The organism is Massilia eburnea (assembly GCF_009720745.1).
Classification (GTDB): domain Bacteria; phylum Pseudomonadota; class Gammaproteobacteria; order Burkholderiales; family Burkholderiaceae_D; genus Rugamonas; species Rugamonas eburnea.
This window is the reverse complement of the sequence record NZ_WNKX01000012.1, coordinates 20453-44743: the sequence shown is the minus strand read 5'-3', so window position 1 is coordinate 44743 and position 24291 is coordinate 20453. Positions and strand designations below refer to the sequence as shown.

Here is a 24291-nt window from a genome sequence, read left to right as displayed (position 1 = left end):
CACATGACTGCAGTAGCCGAAGACGTGATTCCGGCACCGATCGTTTTCACCGACGCCGCGGCCGAGAAAGTAGCGCAACTGATCGAAGAAGAAGGCAATCCAGACCTGAAGCTGCGCGTATTCGTGCAGGGTGGCGGTTGCTCCGGCTTCCAATACGGCTTCACCTTTGACGAAATCGTCAACGAAGACGACACCACCATGGTAAAGAACGGCGTCCAGCTGCTGATCGACTCGATGAGCTACCAATACCTGGTAGGCGCCGAGATCGACTACAAGGACGACCTGGAAGGCGCCCAATTCGTGATCAAGAACCCATCCGCGACATCGACCTGCGGCTGCGGTTCCTCCTTCTCCGTCTAAAAAAGCCAGCACGGCCGAGCCCGTGTCCCACCCTGGGGTCACACCCGAAATGGGACACGGCCTCTGCCGCTCAATTGCCGAGCCCGTGTCCCAAAAGGGGTGTGACCCCATGGTGGGACACGGGCTCAGCCGTTAACGCGGGTAGAGGGCGCCGAGGATGCGCTCGCCGCGGGCGCCTGTGACCGATGGCAGGTTGCCTGGCATGCGCTCGCCGAAGCGGAATGCCAGCCAGGCGAAGACCATCGCTTCCACGCGGTTGGGTGGGACGCCCAGTGCCTCTGTCGACTCTACCTTGGTCGATTCACCGAGTTCCATCTGCAATTCGCGCATGAGCGTGGCATTGTAAGCGCCACCGCCACACACGTAGAGTGCATCCGAGCCGTGCGGGGCGATTTCGCGCGCCAGGCTTACAGCTGTCAATCGCATCAGGGTAAACATCACATCTTCCGGCTTGGCGTCGGGAAAGCGCGCCAGGTGCGCATCCAGCCAGGCGGCGTGGAACAGGTCGCGGCCGGTGCTTTTCGGCGCGGGCAGGGCGAAATACGGTTCGGACAGCAGCGCGGCCAGCAGGCCTGGCACTTCCTTGCCGGATGCGGCCCAGGCGCCGTTATCGTCGAATTCCACGCCCTTGTGGCGCGAGATCCAGGCATTCATCAGCACGTTGCCGGGGCCGGTGTCATAGCCGCCCACGGCGCCGTCCTTGTGCAGCACGGAGATATTGGCGATACCGCCGATATTGGCCAGCACGCGCGTCTTGCCTTCCTTGCCGAACAGGGCTTTATGACCGGCCGGGACCAGCGGCGCTCCCTGGCCGCCCGCCGCCACATCGCGCGAACGGAAGTCGGCAATCACGTCGATTCCGCTCAGCTCGGCAAGCAGGGACGCGTTAATGATCTGACGGGTGAAGCCCAATTCCGGGCGGTGGCGGATCGTTTGGCCATGTGCCCCGGCTGCGCGCACGTCGGCCGATTTCATGTCCGCCTTGGCCAGCAGTTCGGCGATGCAATCGGCATAGAGTTCGGCCAGCTTGTTGGCGGCCAGCGCTTCGCGCTCGATCTCGTTGGGAGATGCGGCCTGCAGCGCCATCAGCTCATCGCGCAGCGCTTGCGGGAATTCCACATACGCCGCCGACATGGTGCGCGCAGCACCCGCCCAGAAGTCCACCAGGACGCCATCCACACCGTCCAGGCTGGTACCCGACATCATTCCAATATATAGGCTCATACCTTATTGTAAGTCGGGGTCAGCTCTGGCAATCGGACAAAAGGCGCACAAAAGTGCGCCTTTTTGTCCGATTGCCAGAGCTGACCCCGACTTTTTATTTAGCAGCCAGCGTGCTGGTTTTGTCGTTGGGACGCAGCAGGGCGAAGCGGTGGATCATGTCGCCGGCGACCGATTTGAAGCGGGCCAGTTCGGCCGTGGTCAACGGTGCCTGGGCGGTGATGTTGAGCTTGCCTGGGTCTTTGGCTTCGCCTGCAACGCGGAATTCGTAGTGCAGGTGGGCGCCGGTGGACCAGCCGGTGGTGCCGACATAGCCAATCACGTCGCCCTGGCTGACCTTGGCGCCCTTCTTCATGCCGTTGGCGAAGCGGCTCATGTGGGCGTAAGCGGTGGAGTAGTTGGCCCAATGCTTGATCACGACCACGTTGCCGTAGCCGCCTTGCACCCCGGCGAAGTCGATCACGCCGTCGCCGGCGGCGCGGATCGGGGTGCCGGTCGCTGCTGCGAAGTCGGTGCCTTTGTGCTGTTTCCAGTTGCCGGAGATCGGGTGCGAGCGCATGCCGAAGCCGGAGGAAATACGGGAAAATTCCAGCGGCGATTTCAGGAACGCTTTCTTCAGCGATTTGCCGTCGAAGCTGAAGTAGCCGCCGCCCGATTTGGTCTGCGGGTCTTCAAACCACACGCTCTGGTAGGTGGTGCCCTTGTTGGTGAATTCACCAGCCAGGATGCGGCCGGCGCGCACGAACTCGCCGTCCTGCCAGAAGGTTTCGTACACCACGTTGAACCGGTCGCCGCGCTTCAGGTCAGAGCGGAAGTCGATGTTGGTGGAGAACATCTCAATGATCTGGGCGACGATCGAGTCGGGCAGGCTGCTGCCGTCGGAGCTGGAGTCGGTCGCGGCATACAGGGTGCTGGTGATTTCGCGCGAGCGCATCTCGACGCGGCGTTCCAGTTTCGCGGCCGTTTCTTCGGCCGTGAAGGCGGCGTCGCCGGAGCGCGACACCATAATATTCTTGACGGGATTGTCTTTGCCGTCCACAACGGTGGCCTTCAGCCACAGCAGGTTGCCGTCTTCGTCGGTCTGCGCCTGCACGCGTTTGCCGCTGCGCAGCTGCATAATGGCGCGCGCGGTCTTGTCTTTCTTGATGAAGTTTTCTGCAGCGTCGTCTTCCACGCCCAGGCGGTTCAGCAAAGTCGCGAGCGTGTCGCCGGCGCGGATCTTTTCTTCGTGAACGTATTTCTGGGTGGCTTCTTGCTGCTGCAGGGCGGTAATCTGCGAGGACAAGTCAGGTAGCTGGATATCCTGGGCAATGGTCTTCACGGGCAGGTCGCTCGCGTCAGGGGCGAGCGGAGCCACGCCAGCCGCACCAAAAGCGCAGACGGCGAGGAAGATCGCCGATGCGCTGATGATTCGCGACTTTCGCGTCGAACCGAGCAGATTGTGCAAGCGTGAGCTTGTGAACTTGTTTATAGGGTTCATTCAATCAGTTAAAATTTGCCGCTTGAACTTTTAGGATTCTTGGTATTTTGTTCTAAGTTGTTGATTTAATTCGTTTTCATCGGGCAAGATTGATGGGATCGGGCATTATAACAAAGTCCTGGGCCGTGCCAACAAATTGAGAGAATTTCGGGAAAAATGGATACAGACAAGAAAATCCTGCCTTTGAGCGACAGCGTGCAGGAAGCCCTCGCCATCACCAAGCGTGGTGTGGACGAGCTCATCATCGAAAGCGAATTCGCTCAAAAGCTGGCGCGCTCGGAAAAGACTGGCGTGCCGCTGCGTATTAAATTAGGCCTGGATCCGACGGCTCCAGACTTGCACCTGGGACATACCGTGGTGCTGAACAAGATGCGCCAGTTGCAGAACCTGGGTCACCAGGTGATCTTCCTGATCGGTGACTTCACCTCCATGATCGGCGATCCGTCGGGCCGCAACGTGACCCGTCCGCCGCTGACCCGGGAACAGATCGAGCTCAACGCACAGACTTACTTTAAGCAAGCTTCTCTGGTGCTGGACGCGGCCAAAACCGAAATCCGCTACAACTCGGAGTGGTGCGACCCGCTGGGCGCGCGCGGCATGATCCAGCTGTCCTCGCGCTACACCGTGGCGCGCATGATGGAGCGCGACGACTTTTCCAAGCGTTTCAAGAACGGCACCCCGATTTCCGTGCACGAGTTCCTGTACCCGCTGATGCAGGGCTACGACTCGGTGGCGCTGAAGGCTGACCTGGAGCTGGGCGGTACCGACCAGAAGTTCAACCTGCTGGTGGGCCGCGAATTGCAAAAGGATTACGGCCAGGAGCAGCAGTGCATCCTGACCATGCCGCTGCTGGAAGGCCTGGATGGCGTCGAGAAGATGTCCAAGTCCAAGAACAACTATATTGGTATCACCGAGCCGGCCAACACCATGTTCGCCAAGGTGATGTCGATTTCGGACGTGATGATGTGGCGCTACTACGACCTGCTGTCCTGGCAGTCGATCGAGCACATCGCCGGACTGAAGAAGGCGATCGAGGGCGGCGCGAATCCGCGCGATGCGAAAGTGGCGCTGGCGCAGGAAATCGTGGAACGCTTCCACTCGCGCCAGGCGGCGGAGGATGCGCTGGCGGACTTCGTGAACCGCTCCAAAGGCGGGATTCCGGACGATGTGCCGGAAGTTGCCCTGTCCGGTGCGCCGGTTGGTATCGGCCAGCTGCTGAAGCAGGCGAACCTGTGCGCTTCGACTTCCGAGGCGCTGCGCATGATCGACCAGGGCGGAGTGCGTATCGACGGCACGGTCATTTCCGACAAAGCGCTGAAAATTGAAGCGGGTACCTTCGTGCTGCAGGTCGGCAAGCGTAAATTTGCTAAAGTGACTTTGTCGGCATGATCGGGCTGCTGCAGCGGGTTTCATCGGCCAAGGTTGTGGTGGATGGCGAGACCACCGGCGCCATCGACGGCGGCTTGCTGGTGCTGGTGTGCGCGGAGAAGGGCGATACGGAGAAGGAGGCTGACCAGCTGCTGGCCAAATTGCTGTCGTATCGCGTGTTTTCCGATGATGCTGGCAAAATGAACAAGTCGGTGACGGATGTGGCGGGCGGCTTGCTGCTGGTGCCGCAGTTCACGCTGGCGGCCGATACCAATTCGGGGACCCGGCCTTCGTTCAGCCCGGCGGCCGCGCCGGCCGATGGCAAGCGTTTGTTCGAATATTTTGTTGCGCAGGCACGTGCCAAGCATGCAGTCGTTGGCACGGGCGTGTTTGGGGCGGATATGAAGGTGTCGCTGACCAATGATGGGCCGGTGACGTTTTGGTTGCAGGTGAATCCTAAATAAAACCCGGCAAACCAGGGTCTGACCCAAGGGTCAGACCCATGTCTGCTCGCGAGCCTGGGGTTTGGGTTGAAGGCCTTTGATCTTCGACGAAAGTCAACCGCCTCGAACCCAAGCCCGGGCAGATGAGCAGACTGGGTCTGACCCTTGGGTCAGACCCAGGTTTACCGGGTTAAAAGCAAGCTGGGAGATAAAGATGAAAATCTGGAGCGATTCCTTCAAGGATGGCGCCGCCATCCCCGGCGAGTTTGCCTTTGCCGTGCGCGACAAGGCCACGAAAGTGCGCCTGTCATCCAACAAGAACCCCCATCTGGCCTGGTCCGACGTCCCCTCCGGTACCGAATCCTTGGTCCTGCTCTGCATCGACGGCGACGCCCCCACCGACGGCACCCACGTGAACCAGGAAGGCCACACGCTGCCGGCCAGCATGCCGCGCGCCGACTTCTACCACTGGTCCCTGGTCGACATCCCGACCACCCGCACGAGCATCGCCGCCGGCGAATTCTCCAGCGAAGTCACGCCCAAAGGCAAACCCGCCAGCCTGCCAGCGCCCCTGCGCCACGGCATCAACGACTACACCGGCTGGTTTGCCGGCGACAAGGACATGGCTGGCGACTATTACGGCTACGACGGCCCATGCCCGCCATGGAACGACGAGCGCACCCACCATTACATTTTCCGCCTGTACGCGCTGGACATCCCGCGCCTGCCGGTGGAAGGCCGCTTCACCTGCCAGGACGTGCTGCAAGCGATCCACGGCCATATCCTCGACGAGGTGCAGGTGATCGGCAGCTACTCACTGTTTGAATGACAAGCATCCTCTTGATCCGCCACGGCGAAACCGCGTGGAACGCCGTGCGCCGCCTGCAAGGCCACACCGATATTCCGCTGAATGAAGAAGGCGAGCGCCAGGCCTTGGCCCTGGCCCGCGCGTTGTCATCCGAAAAACTGGACGCCATCATTTCCAGCGACCTGGGGCGCGCCGTGCAAACCGCGCATGCGGTCGCCGCGCTCCATCCTCACGTCCCGCTGCACGCCGACGCCGCCTTGCGTGAGCGTGGCTACGGCGCGTTCGAAGGCCTGCTGTACATTGAAATCGCCGAGCGCTTTCCGATTGAATTCGCAGAATGGCAGGCGCGTGATGTGGATTCCGTTATGCCGTCCGGCGAACGGATAGCCGAAAGCTTCCGCCAATTTAATGAGCGCAGTGTGACGGCTTTCAGTAATTGGGCCAAACGTTACCCTGGCCAGACGATTGCGATCGTCGCACACGGAGGCGTGCTGGAGTGCGCCTATCGTGCTGCCAACGGCCTGGCGCTTGATACGCCGCGTGATTTTACGATCCCCAATGCCTCAATTAACCGCTTTGAGTATTCGGGGGACGGTTTGGTGCTGACCAGCTGGGGCGAAGTACAGCACTTGCAAACCAGTCTGGACGAAATTGGCTAGGACATTGTGACGGATCCGACCAAATTGGCGCCCGATGTGGAGGCGATGCTCCATCGCCTGTTTCTGGCGGCCCGCGTAAAGAAGCAAGCCTGCATATCGGTCGAACGTTTGCTTGCTGCTTTGCTCGTGATGCCGCCGGTGTTCGGCTACCTGAACAGCCATCTGGGCAGCGAAAGGGCTGAAATGCTGCGCACGGAGCTGGATTCGATCCTGGCGTGCGAACCCGCGCCGCCGCCAGCTGCGCGGGGCATGCGGGCCTCCCTGCGCCGGGTGCTGACAATGGGCCGGGGGAACGATGACGCGCTGCAAACTTGCCCGGAAGTCGACACGGTACTCGTCAAGGCTTTCTTGCGCGTCCTGCCCAAAAATTACTTGAATAGCACCGACCTCCTGTTGTCCGTGATTGAGAATTCGCAAGGGGAAGCGCGTGCCCTTCTTGAGCGCCACGGAGTAACTCGGCACAGCCTTGTGTTGTTCCTTGTGCGTGGCCCGCATGCCAGGCCAACAGAGTGCCAGGTGGACTTTCCCGGGGCTGGCGGCGACCTGAAAGTTGTGTTGCTGGACGATGATTTCACGCCGCAACCGTTCGTCGTTGAAGTACTGGAATCTGTGTTCAGCATGACAACGGATGAGGCGGAAAGGCTGATGATGGCCGTGCACAACAACGGCCGTGCCGTTTGCGGACTTTTCCCAGCCGAGGAAGCGCAAGTTAAGGCGGCGCAAATTGAAGCTTTAGCAACGGCCCGGCAACATCCCCTTCGCAGCTGTATCGAGCTGCCATGACGCCCCCTGTGTGACGGCCCGTTTCGGCTTAAAAATTGCACAGGCCCGGCGGCTAAAAATAGTGCTTATATTTTGGGCAGTACTTCGGGTAAAATAGCCCCCTTTCCCGCACTGTCTTACGGATTTGTTAAGTGAAAATCGGACCTCACGCGCTCCGCAATAACGTCTTTGTCGCGCCCATGGCTGGTGTGACGGACCGCCCGTTCCGGCAGTTGTGCAAGGAACTGGGTGCGGGCTACGCCGTGTCCGAGATGGCCGCTTCCAATCCGCGCCTGTGGGCCAGCGAGAAGTCTTCGCGCCGCACCGACCACACTGGGGAGATGGAGCCGAAGGCGGTGCAAATCGCCGGCGCGGTGCCGGAAGAACTGGCTGAATGCGCCAAGTTCAACGTCGACCGTGGCGCCCAGATTATCGACATCAATATGGGCTGCCCGGTGAAAAAAGTGTGCAACAACTGGTGCGGTTCCGCTCTGTTGCAGCACGAAGACCTGGTCCAGCGCATCCTGGAAGCAGTGGTGCCGGCCGTGAACGTGCCCGTCACCCTGAAATTCCGTACCGGCTGGAACCGTGAAAACAAGAACGCCCTGCGTATCGCCCGCATCGCCGAACAAGCCGGCATCCAGATGCTGACGCTGCACGGCCGCACCCGCGCCGACGGTTATACCGGAGACGCCGAATACGACACCATTGCCGCCGTCAAGGCCGCAGTGAACATTCCAGTGGTCGCCAATGGCGACATCACCACCCCTGAGAAAGCGCGTTATGTGCTCGATAAGACCGGCGCCGACGCCGTGATGATCGGCCGTGCGGCACAGGGGCGGCCATGGATCTTCCGCGAAATCGACCATTTCCTGCGCACCGGCGAGTACCTGCCGGCGCCGCTGGTGGCCGAGGTGCGCAAGCTGATGGACGAACACCTGCAGGCCCACTACGCCTTCTACGGCGAATTCCTGGGCGTGCGCACCGCGCGCAAACATATTGGCTGGTACGTGCGCGACCTCCCGGGCGGGGAGGAATTCAGGCAGCAAATGAACCGCCTCGAGTCGACCGCAGAACAACTGCGCGCAGTCGACAGTTTCTTCGAATCCCAATGGAAGTACGGCGACCGGTTACAATACCGCCTCGCCGAAGAACCGCTGGCTGCGTAAGCCGCGCCAGCACTGGCAAAACATTAGCAAGATATATAAAAAAATGAGCAAAGAAAGCATTCAAGAAGTGGTCCAGAAAAGCCTGGAAGACTACTTCAATGACCTGGGTGAGCAGCAAGCTTCGAATGTTTACGACATGGTGGTGATGACAGTTGAGCGTCCTATCCTCGAAGTGGTGATGGGCCGTGCCGACGGCAATCAGTCGCACGCTGCCCAGATGCTGGGTATTAACCGCAATACTTTGCGCAAGAAATTACAGGAACACGGCCTGCTGTAAGGCTGATTCCGCGTCCCGGTCCCTATTGGCCGCGACGGGCCGTGGGGCCGGTTGGATTTGTACAGACTTCAACAACCCTTCCCCCCACAGCTATGATCAAACAAGCTCTCATCTCCGTATCCGACAAGACCGGCGTGCTGGAATTCGCCAAGTCCCTGTCGGCCATGGGCGTCAACATCCTGTCCACCGGCGGCACTGCAAAACTGCTGGCCGATAACGGCGTGCCGGTCACCGAAGTGGCCGACTACACCGGCTTCCCGGAAATGCTGGATGGCCGCGTGAAGACGCTGCACCCGAAAGTCCACGGCGGCATCCTGGCCCGCCGCGACTTCCCTGAGCACGTCGCCAAGCTGGAAGAGCACAGCATCCCGACCATCGATATGGTGGTGGTGAACCTGTACCCGTTCCAGGCGACCGTGGCCAAGGCCGAGTGCTCGCTGGAAGACGCGATCGAGAACATCGACATCGGCGGGCCGGCCATGCTGCGCTCCGCTGCCAAGAACCACAAGGACGTGGTGGTGATCTGCGATCCAAGCGATTACGGCGTTGTGCTGGCGGAGATGAAGGGTACCGACAACGCGCCGGGCTACGTTTCCTACGAAACCCGCTTCAACCTGGCCAAGAAGGTCTATGCGCACACCGCGCAGTACGACGGCGCCATCACCAACTACTTCTCGAGCCTGGGCCCGGACCGCAAGCACGAAACCCGTTCCGCCTACCCGGCAACCCTGAACGTGGCCTTCGAAAAAGTGCAGGACATGCGCTACGGCGAAAACCCGCACCAGTCGGCTGCCTTCTACCGCGACCTGGCGCCAGTGGCCGGCGCACTGGCCAACTACCGCCAGCTGCAGGGCAAGGAACTGTCCTTCAACAACATCGCCGACGCTGATGCAGCGTGGGAATGCGTGAAGTCCATGGGCTCCACCGCCTGCGTGATCATCAAGCACGCCAACCCGTGCGGCGTGGCCCTTGGCGCGACCGCGCTGGACGCCTACCAGCGCGCGCTGAAGACCGACCCGACCTCCGCTTTCGGCGGCATCATCGCCTTCAACGTGGGAGTGGACGGCGCGGCTGCCACCGAACTGGCCAAGCTGTTCGTGGAAGTGCTGATCGCTCCTTCCTTCACCGCCGAAGCGCGCCAGATCATGTCGGCCAAGCAGAACGTACGCCTGCTGGAGATTCCACTGGGCGATGGCGTGAACGCGATGGACTTCAAGCGTGTTGGCGGCGGCCTGCTGGTGCAGTCGGCTGATTCGAAGAACGTGCTGCCTTCCGAGGTGCGCGTGGTGTCCAAGCTGCAGCCTACCCAGCAGCAGCTGGCGGACCTGATGTTTGCATGGCGCGTTGCCAAGTACGTCAAGTCGAATGCCATCGTCTTCTGCGGTAACAACATGACCCTGGGCGTTGGCGCTGGCCAGATGTCCCGTATCGATTCCGCTCGTATCGCTTCGATCAAGGCGCAGAATGCGGGCTTGTCGCTGCAGGGTTCCGCAGTGGCTTCCGATGCGTTCTTCCCGTTCCGCGACGGCCTGGATGTGGTGGTGGATGCGGGCGCGACCTGCGTGATCCACCCAGGCGGCTCGATGCGCGACCAGGAAGTGATCGACGCCGCCGACGAGCGCGGTGTTGTGATGCTGTACACCGGCACCCGCCACTTCCGTCACTAAAACCCGTTAAACCAGGGTCTGACCCAAGGGTCAGACCCCGTCTGCTCGACAGCCCCTAGTGTGTTTTTGGTCGCAGGCTGCGGTAAATCTGGGTCAGACCCTTGGGTCTGACCCAGATTTACCGGGTTTCTGCATTACAATCCGGGAATGATCATCCTCGGCATCGACCCCGGCTTACGCACCACAGGCTTTGGCGTTATCCAAAAAGTGGGCAACAAGCTGCGCTACATCGCCTCCGGCACCATCAAGAGCGGCGAGGGCGACCTGCCGCAGCGCTTGAAAGTCATCCTTGACGGCGTGGCGCAAGTCGCCGCCACCTATAAACCCGATTGCGCCGCAATCGAAAAAGTTTTCGTCAACGTCAACCCGCAATCGACGCTGCTGCTCGGGCAAGCCCGCGGCGCCGCCATCTGCGCGCTGGTGACGCACGAACTCAAAGTTTCCGAATACTCCCCGACGCAGCTGAAGCAAGCCGTGGTCGGCACCGGCCGCGCCACCAAGTCGCAGGTGCAGGACATGGTCGCGCGCCTGCTGGCGCTGCCCGGCCTGCCCGGCACCGACGCCGCCGACGCCCTCGGCATCGCCATCTGCCACGCGCACAGCCAGGCCACGCTGTCGGTCGTCACCAATGTCCATCCCGCCCTGTCCGGCCTGCGCATGAAGCGCGGCCGCCTGGTGGGCTAACCGCATCCAAAGGAAAAACATGATCGGACGTCTCACCGGCATCCTGCTCGAAAAGAATCCCCCGCAACTGCTGGTAGACGTGCAAGGCGTCGGCTATGAAGTCGATGTGCCGATGTCCACCTTCTACAACCTGCCCGGCGTGGGCGAGAAGGTCAGCCTGTTCACCCACCTGACGATCCGTGAAGACGCGCACCTGCTGTTTGGCTTCGGCAATGCCGAGGAACGCGCTGTGTTCCGCCAGTTGATCAAGATCAGCGGCATTGGCGCGCGCACCGCGTTGTCGATCCTGTCCGGGCTCTCGATCGCCGACCTGGCGCAAGCGGTCACGCTGCAGGAAGCAGGCCGCCTGGTGAAGATTCCCGGCATCGGCAAGAAGACCGCCGAACGCCTGTTGCTGGAATTGAAGGGCAAGCTGGGCGCCGACATAGGCGCTGCGGGCGGCGCGCATCCGGTCCACGATTCGCAATCCGACATCCTGAACGCACTGCTGGCGCTGGGCTATTCGGACAAGGAGGCCTTGCAGGCATTGAAGACCGTTCCCGCCGGCTCGTCCGTCTCAGACGGTATCAAGCAAGCCCTCAAAGCACTGTCAAAAGGTTGATCATTGTCCGCATCTGGAGAAGCTATGAATAAAAAGGTTTGCTGCGCGTTGGTGGCGGTTGCATTTGCGGTTGCCGGTTGCGCAGGAAGTGCTTACGACGTCGCGAAAAAACACGAGGCACTCAGGAATTACGACGGCGCTGATGCTGGCGTGGTGATTGCCAGTGCCGGTTCGTTCAAGGGATCGGGTTTTACCAGTTCCAGCGTCACTTTCCGGCGCCGAGGTACCGAAGATCTCCTAAGCTTCTCTTATTCTCCAAAGCAGGATTGGTATCCTGGTAAAGATGTTCCGGATTTTGAAACTTCGATGACCAGCGGAGTTGTGTTTGTCAAACGCCTTCCGCCTGGCGAGTACGAATTTCAGAGCACTGACGGCTACAAACTTCACGGGGGGAACGGATACCATTGCTGGAAGCCGGTGCCTTCGGTCGCAACGTTCACTGTAAGTCCTGGTGAAGTCATTTACTTGGGGCGCTATGTGACGACGTCGTCCACCAAGACGTGTGTCACTCTTTACATATCGAATGAGCAGGAAACAGATATGTCTGTTGCCAAGGCGCGTTCGCCGATTCCGGTCAATGAAGTCCATTCTTATGCACCGGCAGCAGAGCAGCGCTTGTAGACAGTCATGAAAAGCAAAATCTCATTTGCGGTCCTGGGCGCGTTGTTGGGGATGATCGCAGTGTCATGCTGGATCGGTGGTGTTATCGCTTGGCAGCAGAGCAGTGGCTGGCCCAGATGGCTTGTAGTGCCGCTGGGCGTGGGAGCGGGGCCGATGTATCTCTTGCTCGACCTATCTGATGTTATTGAAGGCAAAATTGACGGTATGACGGCATTGCCGCAATCCCTGATCGGTGGAGGGGTGGGCGCTGTCATCGGCTGGATGATCGCGCATATCCGTTCTCTTCTGGCGCCGCAGCCGGCAGCGGAAAAAGACTGATGGACCGGCAAAGCCAGGAATTCCTTGGCATTTTCGACGCACCAGCGTTCTGTCTTGCCGATCGCTTGGCTGGTCTGGAAATCCAAGCGTTGAAAGCGAACCATGAAAACTCAATTCTTTACCGCGACAAGCCTCGACGGCTATATCGCTACCGAAGATGACTCGCTTGAGTGGCTTTTCCCGCTTGGCGATATCAATGACAGCAGCTATCCGGAATTCATTGCCCATGTAGGAGCGATCGCCATGGGCTCCTCCACTTATGAGTGGATGTTGCGTAATGCAGAAGCGGTGGCCCGCGAAACCGGTTCGGCGTGGCCCTACACTCAACCGGCATGGATCTTCACCTCGCGCGAGCTGCCCACAATTCCCGGGGCGAAGCTGCGATTCGTACGTGGCGACGTGCGCCCCGTTCATGCGGAAATGCGCGCAGCGGCTGGTGTCAAGAACATCTGGATCGTGGGCGGCGGCGACCTGGCTGGCCAATTCCATGACGCTGGATTGCTCGACGAATTAATCATCCAGATTGGCTCGGTGACCCTGGGACATGGCAAACCGCTGTTCCCTCGCCGCCTGACCAATCCGCCGTTGCAGCTGCAGTCCGTGCGCCAGATCGGCACCGGCCTGGCAGAGTTGCGTTATCTTGTTCTGACACCGACTGGAGATAGTCCATGAAAATGCACAAACTGATGCTGCTGGCACTTGGCGCATGCATTGCAAGCGCCGCGTTCGCGCAGGATAAGCAGAACGCCACACAGGAGCAGCCGAACCAGCCCAAGACTGCGGCCAAGATAAAAATGCGTCCGGCCAGTTCAGCGCGCACGGCTACCGGGATGAAAGAGGGCAAGCAGCCGGATGCGCAGGACCGTTATGAAAAAACGGAGAAGGTCGCCGGCAGCATGCAGAAAAAGGCAAACGACACAGCCAATGCGGCGGCGTCGAACGTCAAATAAGCCTGGCAGCGCACATCGCACCGGAGAGCGTTGAAAAGATTGTGTTTGCAAATTAACCAATCTTTCTTTTAATATATATTTTTCAACATCTCCAGGAAAGCAAGAAGATGGACGTAACTCGTGACGCGACTGGTCAATCGGCTGCGCGCGCCGGCGCGGCGGTCGGCTCTTCGATTTTTTCAGTATTCGGCGCCGGCTGGCTGATCGCGTGGTCGCAGAAAACCATGGGTAATGCGCCGGTCTTCTGGGCCGCCATCGCACTGGTTGCATTGGCTTTCCTGCTGGTGGCCTTCAAACAGTTCAAGCGCAACCAGGAGGCCCACGCTGCGGCGGCCAGCACGCCCGAAAGCAAGAGGGCGGCCAAGCTGTTCAACTGGGTAAATGTAGGGCAAGGCATTGCGATTTTCGTGGCGCTGAACGTGGCCAACAATCTCGGCCATCCCGAATGGTTTATCCCGGCCTTCATCTTTGTGGTGGGCCTGCACTTCATTCCACTGGCGCCAGTGCTCAAGGCGCCGCGCCATTATGTGGTCGGCGTTGCGCTGATGCTGCTGGCGGCGACATATCCCTTCCTGGCAAAGGGCGGTCCGGCCGATCCGGTCGGCTGCCTGGGCACCGGACTGATTCTGTGGGCAAGCGCCATTTCGGGCCTGCTTCCAGAGCGGGGCGCGCAGCGATAACGGGTACAATCATGGCCAGACATTCTTTGTGACCTGGCATGAGTATTCAAACCGACAATTTCACGGAACAGCGCATCATCGACGCGGCGCCCACCTCGCCCAACGAGGAAGCCATCGAACGTGCGCTGCGTCCCAAGCACCTGGACGAATATGTCGGCCAGTCCAAGATCCGCGACCAGCTGGAAATCTTCATTGCGGCGGCGCGCAAGCGCAGTGAAGCGCTCGACCACACCTTGCTGTTCGGCCCACCGGGCCTGGGCAAGACCACGCTGGCCAACATCATCGCGCGCGAAATGGGCGTCAACCTGCGCCAGACTTCCGGCCCGGTGCTGGAGCGCCCGGGCGACCTGGCGGCGATCCTGACCAACCTGGAAGCAAACGACGTCCTGTTCATCGACGAAATCCACCGCCTGTCGCCGGTCGTGGAGGAAATCCTATACCCGGCGCTGGAGGACTACCAGATCGACATCATGATCGGCGAGGGGCCGGCGGCGCGCAGCGTCAAGCTGGACCTGCAGCCTTTCACCCTGGTCGGAGCTACTACCCGCGCCGGCATGCTGACCAATCCGCTGCGCGACCGCTTCGGCATCGTGGCGCGCCTGGAGTTCTACACCACCGATGAACTGGCGAAGATCGTCACCCGCAGCGCCGCGCTGCTGAAGGCGAACATCGACGAGGCCGGCGCGGTGGAAATCGCCCGGCGCGCGCGCGGCACGCCGCGCATCGCCAACCGCCTGCTGCGCCGCGTACGCGACTTTGCGGAAGTGAAGGGCAACGGCGACATCACGCGCGAACTGGCGGACGCCGCCCTGCGCATGCTGGACGTCGACCATGTCGGCTTCGACGTCATGGACCGCAAGCTGCTGGAAGCGGTGCTGTATAAATTCGGCGGTGGCCCGGTGGGCATCGGCAACCTGGCGGCCGCCATCGGCGAGGCCGCAGATACTATCGAGGACGTTTTGGAACCATACCTGATCCAGCAGGGCTACCTGCAACGTACGCCGCGCGGCCGGGTCGCCACGGCGCAGGCTTACCAGCACTTTGGCGTTACCGCACCGCGCAGCAACGCCAGCGGAGACCTGTGGGATGCGTAAGCTATTGGCGCTGGGCGCGGCGGCGCTGGCCGCGCAAATCGCATCGGCCGCCGTGCCGGTGCAGGGGTATTCGATCAAGGCGACTTACCCGCACGACCCGCAAGCGTTCACCCAGGGCCTGTTCTTCAAGGACGGCTACCTGTGGGAAAGCACCGGCCAGTACGGCGCATCGTCGGTGCGCAAGGTGGACCTGAAAACCGGCAAGGTGCTGCAAAAGCGCGACCTGCCGGAGAAGGTCTTTGGCGAAGGCATTGCGCCGCACGGCGACAGCATCGTCGGCATCACCTGGATGAACCAGGCCGGCTATGTGATGGACCAGGGCAGCTTTGACATCAAGGGCACCTTCAACTACATGGGCGAAGGCTGGGGCCTGACCAGCGACGGCGAGCGCCTGTACATGAGCGACGGCACGCCCGAAATCCGCGTCCTCGATCCCAGGACTTTCGCCGAGCAGCGCCGCATCAAGGTTACCGCCGACGGCCAGCCGCTATTGCAGATCAATGAGCTGGAGTGGGTGGACGGGCAGATTTACGCCAATGTGTGGCAGACCGACCGCATTGCCCGCATCGACCCTGCCAGCGGCAATGTGCTGGGCTGGATCGACTTGAGCGGGCTGGCCGCCACCGCCAGGGCGGGCAAGGATGCCGATAATGTCTTGAACGGCATCGCTTACGACGCCAGGTCGCACCGCCTGTTCGTGACCGGCAAGCGTTGGCCCAAGCTGTTCGAAATCGAGCTGCGGCCCAAGCGCAGGTAGTAACAGTCAGTAGGCTTGCTTCATGAAGTTTTCCGCGCAAGAATAGGGTGAAACCCATCCTTGCGGAGGCTGACCGTGCTCGCACGTTCCAGCAGCTTGTTCTGGAAGCTGTTCTTGCCGATTGGCGCGCTGCTGGTAACCTGTGGTCTGGTCATTTCGGCATTATTGCCTGCCCTGATCAGCCACAACGCGGAGCGCGACGCGGTCGATTCGGCACAAGCCACGGTGCGCCAGTTCCTCTTGCTGCGCAAGTACTACACGGAGAATGTGGCGGCGCGTGTTTTGGCGCAGACCACTATGCAGGTCGATCCGGATTATCGCAGCAAGCAAAACGCGATTCCCCTGCCAGCCACCATGATCCACGACCTGAGCGCCCTGATGCAGGGCAGCGGCACCGCGGTCAAGCTGTATAGCCCTTACCCGTTCCCGCAGCGGCGCGATCGTGCCAGCGACCAGTTCGCGCAGGATGCCTGGAACTACCTGCAAAAGCGGCCCGACGGGGTGTTCTCCCGCACCGAGACGCTGCAAGGCCGTACCACGGTGCGCGTGGCGCTGGCCGACCGCATGAGCGCCCAGGCGTGCGTGGCCTGCCATAACAGCCATCCGCAAAGCCCTAAGACCGACTGGAAGCTGGGCGACGTGCGCGGCGTGCTGGAGGTCGATTCCACGCGCGAAGCGGCCAGCGCCACCCGCATTGCCAGCTGGGTGCTGATGACGGTGGGTTCTGTTCTGGTGCTGGTGGCGGTGGCGCTGCGCGTTTTCTACCAGCGCAACGTGGCGCGTCCGTTGCACCGGGCGCTCGACGCGGCGCGCGCCCTGGCCGAATCGCGCGCCGGCCACGTGGAGGCGGTGCAGGCGGTGGCGGGCGGGAACCTGGAGCATGACTTTGCGCCGGCGCCCTTGCCGCAGCTGGACCTGGCCGGGGTGGCGCACGATGAGGCGGGCGATTTGCTGCTGTCGGTGGCCGGCTTGGCGGAGTCGCAGCGCAGGTTCGACGCGTCATTCGCCCGGATGACACAGGCGCTGCGCGCCAGCGACGTTTCTGAACGCGAGCGCGATTGGCTCAAGTCGAGCCAGAATGAACTCAATACGGTAATGCGCGGCGAACAGGAGTTGCCGGGCCTGGGCCAGCGCGTGCTGGACTTCATGGCCGGCCTGATGGGCGCGCGCGTGGGCGCACTGTATGTGGACGAAGGGCAGGGCGCCGGCATGTGCCTGCTGGCGGGCTTTGGGCTGACGCGGGACCGCCATCCGGCGCGCGTCGTGCCGGGGGAGGGCTTGGCGGGACAGGCGATCCGCGATGGCCGGCGGGTGCTGGCGGGCGATGTGCCGTCCGGCTACCTGGAGGTTGCTTCGGCGCTGGGCAGTGCGCCGCCATCGTGCCTGCTGGTGATGCCGCTGCAGCATGGCAGCAATATGGTGGGCGTGATGGAGCTGGCGGCGTTCCGCACGTTCAGCGCCAACGAGCTCGCCTTTGTCGACCTGAGTGCCGAGGCGATCGCGATCGGCCTGGAAGTGAACATCACGCGCCAGCGCACGCGCGCCTTGCTGGCTGAAACGGCGCAGCAGGCGGAGGAGCTGAGGGTGCAGCAGGAAGAACTCCAGCAAAGCAACGCGGAGCTGGAGGAGCGCGCCGACCTGCTGGAGCGCCAGCGCGAGGAAATCGCCCGCGTCAGCGCCTACAAGAGCGAGTTCATGGCCAACATGTCGCATGAACTGCGCACGCCGCTCAACTCCATGCTGATCCTGTCGGCGCTGCTGAAGGAGAACAAGAGCGGCAACCTGAATGAGCGCCAGCTTGATTACGCGGGCACCATCCATCATTCCGGGCGCGACCTGCTCAACCTGATCAACGACATCCTCGACCTGGCCAAGATGGAGGCCGGCAAGGTGGAGCTGCATATCGAGCCGGTGCAACTGGCCGGCTTGTGCGAGGACCTGCTGGCGCAATTCGGGCCGCAGGCGGAGCAGAAAGGCCTGGCGCTGGCCATCGAGCGCCTGCCGGGCACTCCGGCCGTGGTGCAAATGGATGGCCAGCGTGTGCAGCAAGTGCTGCGCAACCTGCTCGCCAATGCGCTCAAGTTCACGCATCAAGGCGGCGTGGCGCTGCGGGTCTCGGTGGCAGGCGATCAGCTCTCTTTTGCGGTGAGCGACACCGGAATTGGCGTACCGGCCGATAAGCAGGTGACGATTTTCGAAGCCTTCCGCCAGGCCGACGGCAGCATCAGCCGGCATTACGGCGGCACGGGCCTGGGCTTGTCGATTTCGCTGCAGCTGGCGCGTACCATGGGCGGAGCGCTGCACCTGTACAGTGTCGAGGGCGAGGGCAGCACCTTTACTTTCATGCTGCCGCTGCAGCCGCTGCAGCCGAAGCCTGCGGCCGATGCCGCAGCGCCCGCCACGCTGCACGCGGTGCGCGGCGCAGAGGGCGAACGCCGCATCCTGATCGTGGAAGACGACCCATTCTTCGCCAGCCTGCTGGCCGACTTCGTGCGTGGGCGCGGCTACACGCCTTTGGTGGCGGCGGACGGCGAGCAAGGCCTGCGGCTTGCGCAGCAGGAGGCGCCGCACGCCGTGCTGCTGGACGTGATGATGGCGCGCATGGACGGCTGGGAAGTGATGCGCAGCTTGCGCGCCGACCCGCGCACCAGCCACCTCCCGGTGCATTTCATTTCCTGCCTCGACGAATTGCAGCGCGCGCGCGAGCTGGGTGCGCTGGGCCTGGTGACCAAGCCGGTCAGCCCGGAGCAGCTGGCGCAGGTGTTCGACAGCATCGAGCAAGCCTGGGCCGGGGCGATCAAGCGCGTGCTGGTGGTGGAGGACGAGGAGCGCCAGCTAAGCAGCATGGCGGCCTTGCTGGCGGGGCGCAAGGTGGACGCCGTGTGCTGCAGGTCGGGAAGCGAGGCGCTCGGCCTGCTGTCGCAAAGCCATTTCGATTGCATGGTGCTGGACCTGGGCCTGCCCGACATGTCCGGCTACCAGGTGCTGCAAGCGCTGCAAGCCGATGCGGCGCTGCGCCACTTGCCGGTGGTTGTGCATTCCGGCCAGGACTTGTCGCGCGAGCAGCTGCGCGTACTGAACCGCTACGCGCGCAGCGTGATCATCAAAGGTGCGCACAGCCCGGAGCGGCTGCTGAGCGAAGTGCAGCTATTCCTGCATAGCGTGGAGCAAGGCGGCCAGGCCCTGAAGCAGGAAGCCCAGGCGCTGGCGGGCAGCAAGGTGCTGGTGGTGGACGACGATATGCGCAACCTGTTCTCGCTGGCCAGCCTGCTGGGCGAGCGCGGCGTGCAGGTGGTGGAGGCGGAGAACGGCCTGGAGGCGCTTGACAAGCTGGCCGCCGAAAGCGGGATCAATGCCGTTCTGATGGATATAATGATGCCGCAGATGGATGGTTATGAAGCGATGCGCCGCATACGCGCCGATGCCCGCTTCAGGGACTTGCCCATCATCGCGATGACAGCCAAGGCCATGCCGGGCGACCATCAGAACTGCCTGGAGGCGGGAGCCAGTGATTACCTCGCCAAGCCGATCGATACCGCGCAGCTGCTGTCGCTGCTGCGGGTCTGGATAAGACGCTAGGGGAGAGCATGGAACGGAGCATTCCGGTGCTGCTGGTCGATGACCGCCAGGAAAACCTGGTGGCGCTGGAAGCGCTGCTGGAAGATATGCCGCTGCCTTTGCAGCTGGTGAAAGCCATCTCCGGCAACGAGGCGCTGCGCCAGTCCCTCCGGCACGACTTCGCGGTGGTGCTGCTGGACGTGCAGATGCCCGAAATGGACGGCCTCGAGACGGCCGAGCTGCTGCGCGCCAATCCGCGCACGCGCCATCTTCCCATCATCTTCGTCACCGCCGGCCTGCACGACAAGGTGCGCCAGTTCAATGGGTATGAGATGGGCGCGGTGGATTTCCTCAACAAGCCGATCGAGCCGACGGTGCTGCGCAACAAGGTCGCCGTACTGTGCGAACTGTACGCCAAGGTGCAGGAGCGCACGCAGGCCCTGCATGAATCGGAGCGCCGCCTGCGCATGGTGATCGACGGCGCCAGCGAAGCTTTCATCGGCACCGATTGCCACGGCATGGTGACCGACTGGAACCACGCGGCGGAAGACTTGTTCGGCTGGCGCCGCGACGAGATGCTGGGCCAGCCGGCCAGCAAGGTGCTGCTGCCGGCGCAAGGCGGCTGCGCACGGGCGCGCCACCGCGAGGGGCGCGAATTCGACGTCGAGCTGTCGCAATGGCAGGTGCCGCAATCGCAGCCGCCGACTTTCGCGGCGCTGGTGCGCGACATCACCCAGCGCAAGGAGGCGGAAGAGGCGCGCAGCTGCGAGCTGCGGCAAGCCTTGCAGCAGATCGTCGAGCAGGAAAAGATGGTGGCGCTGGGCAGCATCGTGGCTGGCGTGGCGCATGAACTGAATACGCCGGTCGGCAACCTGGTGCTGCTGGCGTCGACCTTGCGCGACCGCGTGAGCGAACTGGCCGACAGTGCGCTGGCAGGCAAGCTGACGCGCTCCTGCCTGATGCGCTCGGCCGGCGATTGCCGCGAGGCGAGCGAAGTGCTGATACGCAGCGCGGACAAGGCGCGCGAACTGATCGAGAGTTTCAAGAACGTGGCGGTGGACCAGACCAGCCAGCGCCGCCGCCAGTTCGACCTGTACACCTGCCTGAACGACATCCTGATCACCCTGGGGCGCATGCTGCGGCAGGCGAACGTCACGGTGGAGCTGAACGTGCCGCCCGGGGTGCTGATGGATTCCTATCCCGGCCACCTTGAGCAGATCCTCAACAACCTGATCGTCAATTCCATCCTGCACGGCTTTGAAGGCCGCAACTGCGGCAAAGTGTCGATTGCCGCCAGCCTGGCCGGCGGCGACATCAGCCTGGTCTACGCCGATGACGGCGTGGGCATCGCACCCGATCTGCAGTCGAAGATTTTTGAACCCTTCTTCTCGACCAAGGTGGGCGCCGGCGGCTCGGGCCTGGGCATGTACATCGTGAACAACCTGGTGTGCGGCGCGCTGCAAGGCAGCGTGAGCTTGAGCAGCACGCCGGGCCAGGGCGTGCGCTTCGAATTCACCTTCCCGCTGGTAGCGGGGCGGTGACGGGCAGCAGGGCGCCGCTGATTGCGCCCGCTGCATCCGACAGCAGGAAGACGACGACCCTGGCCAGGGCGGCGGGGGCGACCCAGCGTGCGGGATCAGCATCCGGCATCGCGGCGCGGTTGGCCGGCGTGTCGATGATGCCGGGCAGGATGGCGTTGACCGTGATGCCGCTGCCAAGGAATTCTTCCGCCATGGCTTCCGTCAGGCGCGCCACGCCGGACTTGGCGGCGGCATAGGCGCCCATGCCGGCCTGCGCGCGGCTGGCGGCCATGGCGCCGATATTGACGATACGCCCGCGTCGCTGGCGCAGCAGGTGCGGCAGGGCGGCCTGCGAGGCCAGCAAAGCGGTGCGCACATTCATGGCGTACATGCGGTCCCAGGTGGCCACGTCGCCGTGTTCCACGGTCTGCCAGGCAAAGCCGCCGGCGACGTTGACGATGCCCTCGAGGCCGCCGAATTGCTGCGCCACTTCATCGATGCAGCTGCGCGTGGCGATCGGGTCGCACAGGTCGATGCCGCCGCAGTGCAGGGCGGCGGCGGACAGGCTGGATGGGGCCGGGGCCTGGTCCAGCAGCGCGACCTGCGCGCCGGCTGCCAGCAAGGCTTCGCCGACGGCGCGGCCCAGCGCGCCGAAGCCACCGGTAACAATGACCTTATTCATCGCTGTAAATCTTTCCGCCGAATTTCAGCGCGCTGTATTCGCGCTGCGATTGCAGCAAGGGGTAGAACATCTGCTTGTCCCAGCGCTCAGCGCCGAACAGCTGGTCGTCGCGCAAGCCGACTGCGGCCGGGTAGCGGCGCGTGATGTGCGCGGTGCGGAACAAGACGTCCCAGAAGAACAGCAGGTTGCCGAAGTTGCCCTTGTAGTGGCCGATGCCGTCGGCATTGCTGATGGCGTGGTGGGCGCGGTGGGTGGCGGGCGTCGAGATGGTGCGCTCCGCCACCCACATCAGGGGACGCAGGGCGCGCACCTTGTACAGCGGTTCGTCCCAGGCCCAGGCACAGTGCGCGCCGATGATGACGGCCTGCTTGAGCACCACGTAGGCGAAATACATCCAGCCGCAACCCAGGTAGACCAGGAAGCCGGAGATCCAGATACCCGGCATCATCAGGTAGTAAAAGAAGTTGTTGCGGTAGGTGATGCGGATGCTCATGTAGGAAGCGCTGTGGTGGGCGCGGTGCAGGGGCCACAGCAACGGCGAGTGCGAGATGCGGTGCCACCAGTACTGCGTCATGTCGTCGCCCACCAGCAGCAGGCCTGCCCAGGCCCACCAGGGCAGGCTTGACCAGGCGTTGCGCATGCCGGGCGCCAGCCACTGGCCCAGCAGGTCGCTGCAGAAGAGGATGAAGGGCTGGGTCACCGCCAGCAGGCCCACTGTCATCAGGATTTCCAGCGTTGTATCATTGGCGCTGGCATGCACGGTGTCGCGGTAGCGGCGGCTGGCGAACTCCATCACGCCGAAGCCGGCCAGCACCAGTGCGATCAGCAAGTACATCATGTTCTTGTCCATAGGGTCTCCTTTACGGCCAATCATGCAGCGCCAGGCCCGCGAAGATTGTTCAATTCCGTGCAATTCAGGACTTTCCATGCAAAAGTTTTTCGATAATCCCTGGTTTGCAACGCTGGCGCCGGCGCTGGCCGGCGCCATGCTGGACGCGGCGCGCCCGCTGCGCCTGGCCCAGGGGGAAATCCTCTATCTGCAGGGCGAGCCGACGGCCCGGGTGCGCGACGGCATCTGGGGCGTGGCCTGCGGCGCCATCCGCCTGTCGGTCATGCACGAGAATGGAAACGAGGCGATCCTGACCATCGTTGAACCGGGCAACTGGTTCGGCGAGACGGCCCTGCTGGAAGACTTGCCGCGCGCCGCCACGGCCACCGCGCAGGAGGACACCGAACTATTGGCCGTGAGCGCCGAGCGCTTCGAAATGCTGATGCGCGATGCCAGCTTTGCCTACGCCATCGCGCGGCTGGAAGCGCAGCGCCTGCGCGCCGCGCTGGGACTGGTGGCCGACATGGCCCTGCACGGCACCCGCGCGCGCGTGGCGCGGCGCCTGCTCATGCTGGCGCGCGGCGACCTGACCAACGCCAGCAATGCACGCAGCACCATCGTCGCTTCGCAGGACCATATCGCCATGATGCTGGGCGTGGGGCGCACCACCTTGAATACGGAGCTGCGCGCGCTGGCCCGGGCCGGCGTGATAGCCCTGCGCTACGGTCAGATCGAAGTGCTCGACCTTGAGCTGCTGCGAGCGGCGGCTGCGGCCTGAGATCAGGCCTGCTGGCGCGGCATTTCCGTCCCTGCCAGCTGCGCCAGGATGCTGCGCGCCGCCTGCAGCACGCGCTGGGCGCCGGGCGACAGGGTGCGCCCGCGCAGGCGGATGGTGGCGATGTCGGCCCACAGCGGCGGCAGCGGCACCGCCACCTGTTCCAGCCGTCCGGCTTGCGCCGCTTCGGCCAGCGCGGCGTGGCTGGAGATCAACAGCAAGTCGCTTTCCGCCACCACGTCGATCAGGGTATGTACGCTGTCGCAACTGAGCATGACCGGCAGGTCGCGCCCGGGCGGCAGGCGGAACAGCTTGTTCAGCTGCTGCATCAGCACTTCGGGCATGGTGGGCGCCGCCATGCCAAAGGGCAGCAGGTCGGCCGGGGTCACGTCGCTGCGCCCGAGCAGGGGATGGCCGGGGCGGCAGTAGATGCCGCCGTACTGGCGGCACTCGTGGGTGATGATCAAGTCTTCGGCCGGTGCGATCAGGCGCACGTCGGACATGAAGAACTCCATTTCCTCCGCGCGCAGGTGGTCCAGCAGGTAGGTCGAGGTATTGATGGTGACGGACAGGCTGATGCCCGGCTGGTCGGCGCGCACCTGGCGCAGTACGCGCGGCAGCAGGGCGCCCGAGTGCAGGGGGCCGATGCCGAAGGTCACATGGCCGCTGTCGCCATCGCGCAACAGGGTCAGGTCGTGCTCCATGTTGCGTACATCAAACAGCAGGCGCCGCGCGTGGTTGAAGAAGGCCGCCCCGGCCACCGTCACCGCCACGTTGCGGTTGCCGCGGTCAAACAGCAGGAATCCGAGCTCCTCCTCGAGGGTCTGCACAGCGCGCGACAGGGCGGGCTGGCTGATGCTGACCCGTTCCGCCGCCCGCACGAAATTGCCTTCGTCGGCCACGGCCAGGGCGTAGCGCAAGCGCTTGAAATCCATGGAAATCCCCTTGTATGCGGAATATGCATTGGGCGGATAAAAACAATGCATTGGACGAATAGTAGTGCCAAAC

At 62.7% G+C, this 24291-nt stretch carries 26 protein-coding genes; 21 read left to right on the top strand and 5 right to left on the bottom strand.

Translation table 11 applies throughout. The features are described 5' to 3' along the window. Positions 1-3 precede the first annotated feature (3 nt). Positions 4-360 (top strand): iron-sulfur cluster insertion protein ErpA, encoded by a 357-nt coding sequence (erpA, locus tag GM658_RS16395; protein ID WP_028102302.1) that lies wholly within the window; start codon positions 4-6, stop codon positions 358-360. A gap of 132 nt (positions 361-492) precedes the next feature. Here the strand turns inward: erpA and GM658_RS16390 are convergent, their stop codons facing one another. Together GM658_RS16390 and GM658_RS16385 are read right to left on the bottom strand one after the other, a co-directional pair. Further along, complete coding sequence (locus GM658_RS16390; RefSeq protein WP_155455129.1) at positions 493-1584, bottom strand: anhydro-N-acetylmuramic acid kinase; 1092 nt, start codon at positions 1582-1584, stop codon at positions 493-495. Between the two features lie 94 nt (positions 1585-1678). After that, positions 1679-3061, bottom strand: coding sequence for a M23 family metallopeptidase (locus tag GM658_RS16385; protein ID WP_155455128.1), 1383 nt, complete (start codon positions 3059-3061; stop codon positions 1679-1681). 156 nt (positions 3062-3217) lie between these two features. Here GM658_RS16385 and tyrS point away from each other — a divergent pair, with 156 nt between their 5' ends. From tyrS to GM658_RS16290, 19 genes are all read left to right on the top strand, one after another. After that, entirely contained in the window at positions 3218-4450 is a 1233-nt protein-coding gene (gene tyrS / locus GM658_RS16380) for a tyrosine--tRNA ligase (protein WP_155455127.1), read from the top strand. Further along, positions 4447-4893, top strand: a complete 447-nt coding sequence (gene dtd, locus GM658_RS16375) for a D-aminoacyl-tRNA deacylase (RefSeq protein ID WP_155455126.1) — start codon at positions 4447-4449, stop codon at positions 4891-4893. The genes tyrS and dtd overlap by 4 nt, the downstream gene beginning before the upstream one ends. A gap of 193 nt (positions 4894-5086) precedes the next feature. After that, a complete protein-coding gene (locus GM658_RS16370; RefSeq protein ID WP_155455125.1) occupies positions 5087-5701 on the top strand; it encodes a YbhB/YbcL family Raf kinase inhibitor-like protein in 615 nt (204 codons plus the stop codon). Continuing rightward, positions 5698-6339, top strand: a complete 642-nt coding sequence (locus GM658_RS16365; protein WP_155455124.1) for a histidine phosphatase family protein — start codon at positions 5698-5700, stop codon at positions 6337-6339. Before GM658_RS16370 ends, GM658_RS16365 begins: the two co-directional genes overlap by 4 nt. 6 nt (positions 6340-6345) lie before the next feature. Then, positions 6346-7122 (top strand): ATP-dependent Clp protease adaptor ClpS, encoded by a 777-nt coding sequence (locus GM658_RS29340; protein ID WP_155455123.1) that lies wholly within the window; start codon positions 6346-6348, stop codon positions 7120-7122. Between the two features lie 131 nt (positions 7123-7253). Then, positions 7254-8270 (top strand): tRNA dihydrouridine synthase DusB, encoded by a 1017-nt coding sequence (gene dusB, locus GM658_RS16355; RefSeq protein ID WP_170298842.1) that lies wholly within the window; start codon positions 7254-7256, stop codon positions 8268-8270. 43 nt (positions 8271-8313) lie between these two features. After that, positions 8314-8547, top strand: coding sequence for a helix-turn-helix domain-containing protein (locus GM658_RS16350; RefSeq protein ID WP_028102293.1), 234 nt, complete (start codon positions 8314-8316; stop codon positions 8545-8547). Between the two features lie 92 nt (positions 8548-8639). Then, a complete protein-coding gene (purH, locus tag GM658_RS16345; RefSeq protein ID WP_155455122.1) occupies positions 8640-10214 on the top strand; it encodes a bifunctional phosphoribosylaminoimidazolecarboxamide formyltransferase/IMP cyclohydrolase in 1575 nt (524 codons plus the stop codon). A gap of 147 nt (positions 10215-10361) precedes the next feature. Continuing rightward, the gene (gene ruvC / locus GM658_RS16340) at positions 10362-10898 is read left to right on the top strand and encodes a crossover junction endodeoxyribonuclease RuvC (protein ID WP_155455121.1); all 537 of its coding nucleotides are present in this window, start codon (positions 10362-10364) and stop codon (positions 10896-10898) included. A 19-nt stretch (positions 10899-10917) separates the two neighbouring features. Beyond that, positions 10918-11499 (top strand): Holliday junction branch migration protein RuvA, encoded by a 582-nt coding sequence (gene ruvA, locus GM658_RS16335; RefSeq protein ID WP_155455120.1) that lies wholly within the window; start codon positions 10918-10920, stop codon positions 11497-11499. Positions 11500-11523: 24 nt separating this feature from the next. Further along, positions 11524-12120, top strand: a complete 597-nt coding sequence (locus tag GM658_RS16330) for a hypothetical protein (protein WP_155455119.1) — start codon at positions 11524-11526, stop codon at positions 12118-12120. Positions 12121-12126: 6 nt separating this feature from the next. Next, a complete protein-coding gene (locus tag GM658_RS16325) occupies positions 12127-12438 on the top strand; it encodes a hypothetical protein (protein ID WP_155455118.1) in 312 nt (103 codons plus the stop codon). 102 nt (positions 12439-12540) lie between these two features. Continuing rightward, entirely contained in the window at positions 12541-13110 is a 570-nt protein-coding gene (locus GM658_RS16320; protein ID WP_155455117.1) for a dihydrofolate reductase family protein, read from the top strand. Then, a complete protein-coding gene (locus GM658_RS16315; protein WP_155455116.1) occupies positions 13107-13388 on the top strand; it encodes a hypothetical protein in 282 nt (93 codons plus the stop codon). Before GM658_RS16320 ends, GM658_RS16315 begins: the two co-directional genes overlap by 4 nt. 107 nt (positions 13389-13495) lie before the next feature. Further along, on the top strand, positions 13496-14068 hold the full coding sequence (locus GM658_RS16310; protein ID WP_155455115.1) for a hypothetical protein: 573 nt from the start codon (positions 13496-13498) through the stop codon (positions 14066-14068). Positions 14069-14106: 38 nt separating this feature from the next. Next, positions 14107-15162, top strand: a complete 1056-nt coding sequence (gene ruvB, locus GM658_RS16305; RefSeq protein ID WP_155455114.1) for a Holliday junction branch migration DNA helicase RuvB — start codon at positions 14107-14109, stop codon at positions 15160-15162. Further along, complete coding sequence (locus GM658_RS16300) at positions 15155-15919, top strand: glutaminyl-peptide cyclotransferase (protein ID WP_155455113.1); 765 nt, start codon at positions 15155-15157, stop codon at positions 15917-15919. Before ruvB ends, GM658_RS16300 begins: the two co-directional genes overlap by 8 nt. A gap of 75 nt (positions 15920-15994) precedes the next feature. After that, positions 15995-19498 (top strand): response regulator, encoded by a 3504-nt coding sequence (locus tag GM658_RS16295; RefSeq protein WP_170298841.1) that lies wholly within the window; start codon positions 15995-15997, stop codon positions 19496-19498. A gap of 8 nt (positions 19499-19506) precedes the next feature. Further along, positions 19507-21018, top strand: a complete 1512-nt coding sequence (locus tag GM658_RS16290) for a sensor histidine kinase (RefSeq protein WP_155455111.1) — start codon at positions 19507-19509, stop codon at positions 21016-21018. On the opposite strand, the gene GM658_RS16285 is transcribed toward GM658_RS16290, so the two are convergent. Both GM658_RS16285 and GM658_RS16280 read right to left on the bottom strand, forming a co-directional pair. Further along, positions 20990-21679, bottom strand: coding sequence for an SDR family NAD(P)-dependent oxidoreductase (locus GM658_RS16285; RefSeq protein WP_155455110.1), 690 nt, complete (start codon positions 21677-21679; stop codon positions 20990-20992). The two genes, GM658_RS16290 and GM658_RS16285, sit on opposite strands and share 29 nt — an antisense overlap. Further along, positions 21672-22529: a sterol desaturase family protein gene (locus tag GM658_RS16280; protein ID WP_155455109.1), complete on the bottom strand. Its 858-nt coding sequence runs from the start codon at positions 22527-22529 to the stop codon at positions 21672-21674. The genes GM658_RS16285 and GM658_RS16280 overlap by 8 nt, the downstream gene beginning before the upstream one ends. A 76-nt stretch (positions 22530-22605) precedes the next feature. On the opposite strand from GM658_RS16280, the gene GM658_RS16275 reads away from it, so the two are divergent. After that, positions 22606-23286 (top strand): Crp/Fnr family transcriptional regulator, encoded by a 681-nt coding sequence (locus GM658_RS16275; RefSeq protein ID WP_155455108.1) that lies wholly within the window; start codon positions 22606-22608, stop codon positions 23284-23286. A gap of 2 nt (positions 23287-23288) precedes the next feature. On the opposite strand, the gene GM658_RS16270 is transcribed toward GM658_RS16275, so the two are convergent. After that, on the bottom strand, positions 23289-24218 hold the full coding sequence (locus GM658_RS16270; RefSeq protein WP_170298840.1) for a LysR family transcriptional regulator: 930 nt from the start codon (positions 24216-24218) through the stop codon (positions 23289-23291). Positions 24219-24291: the final 73 nt, after the last annotated feature.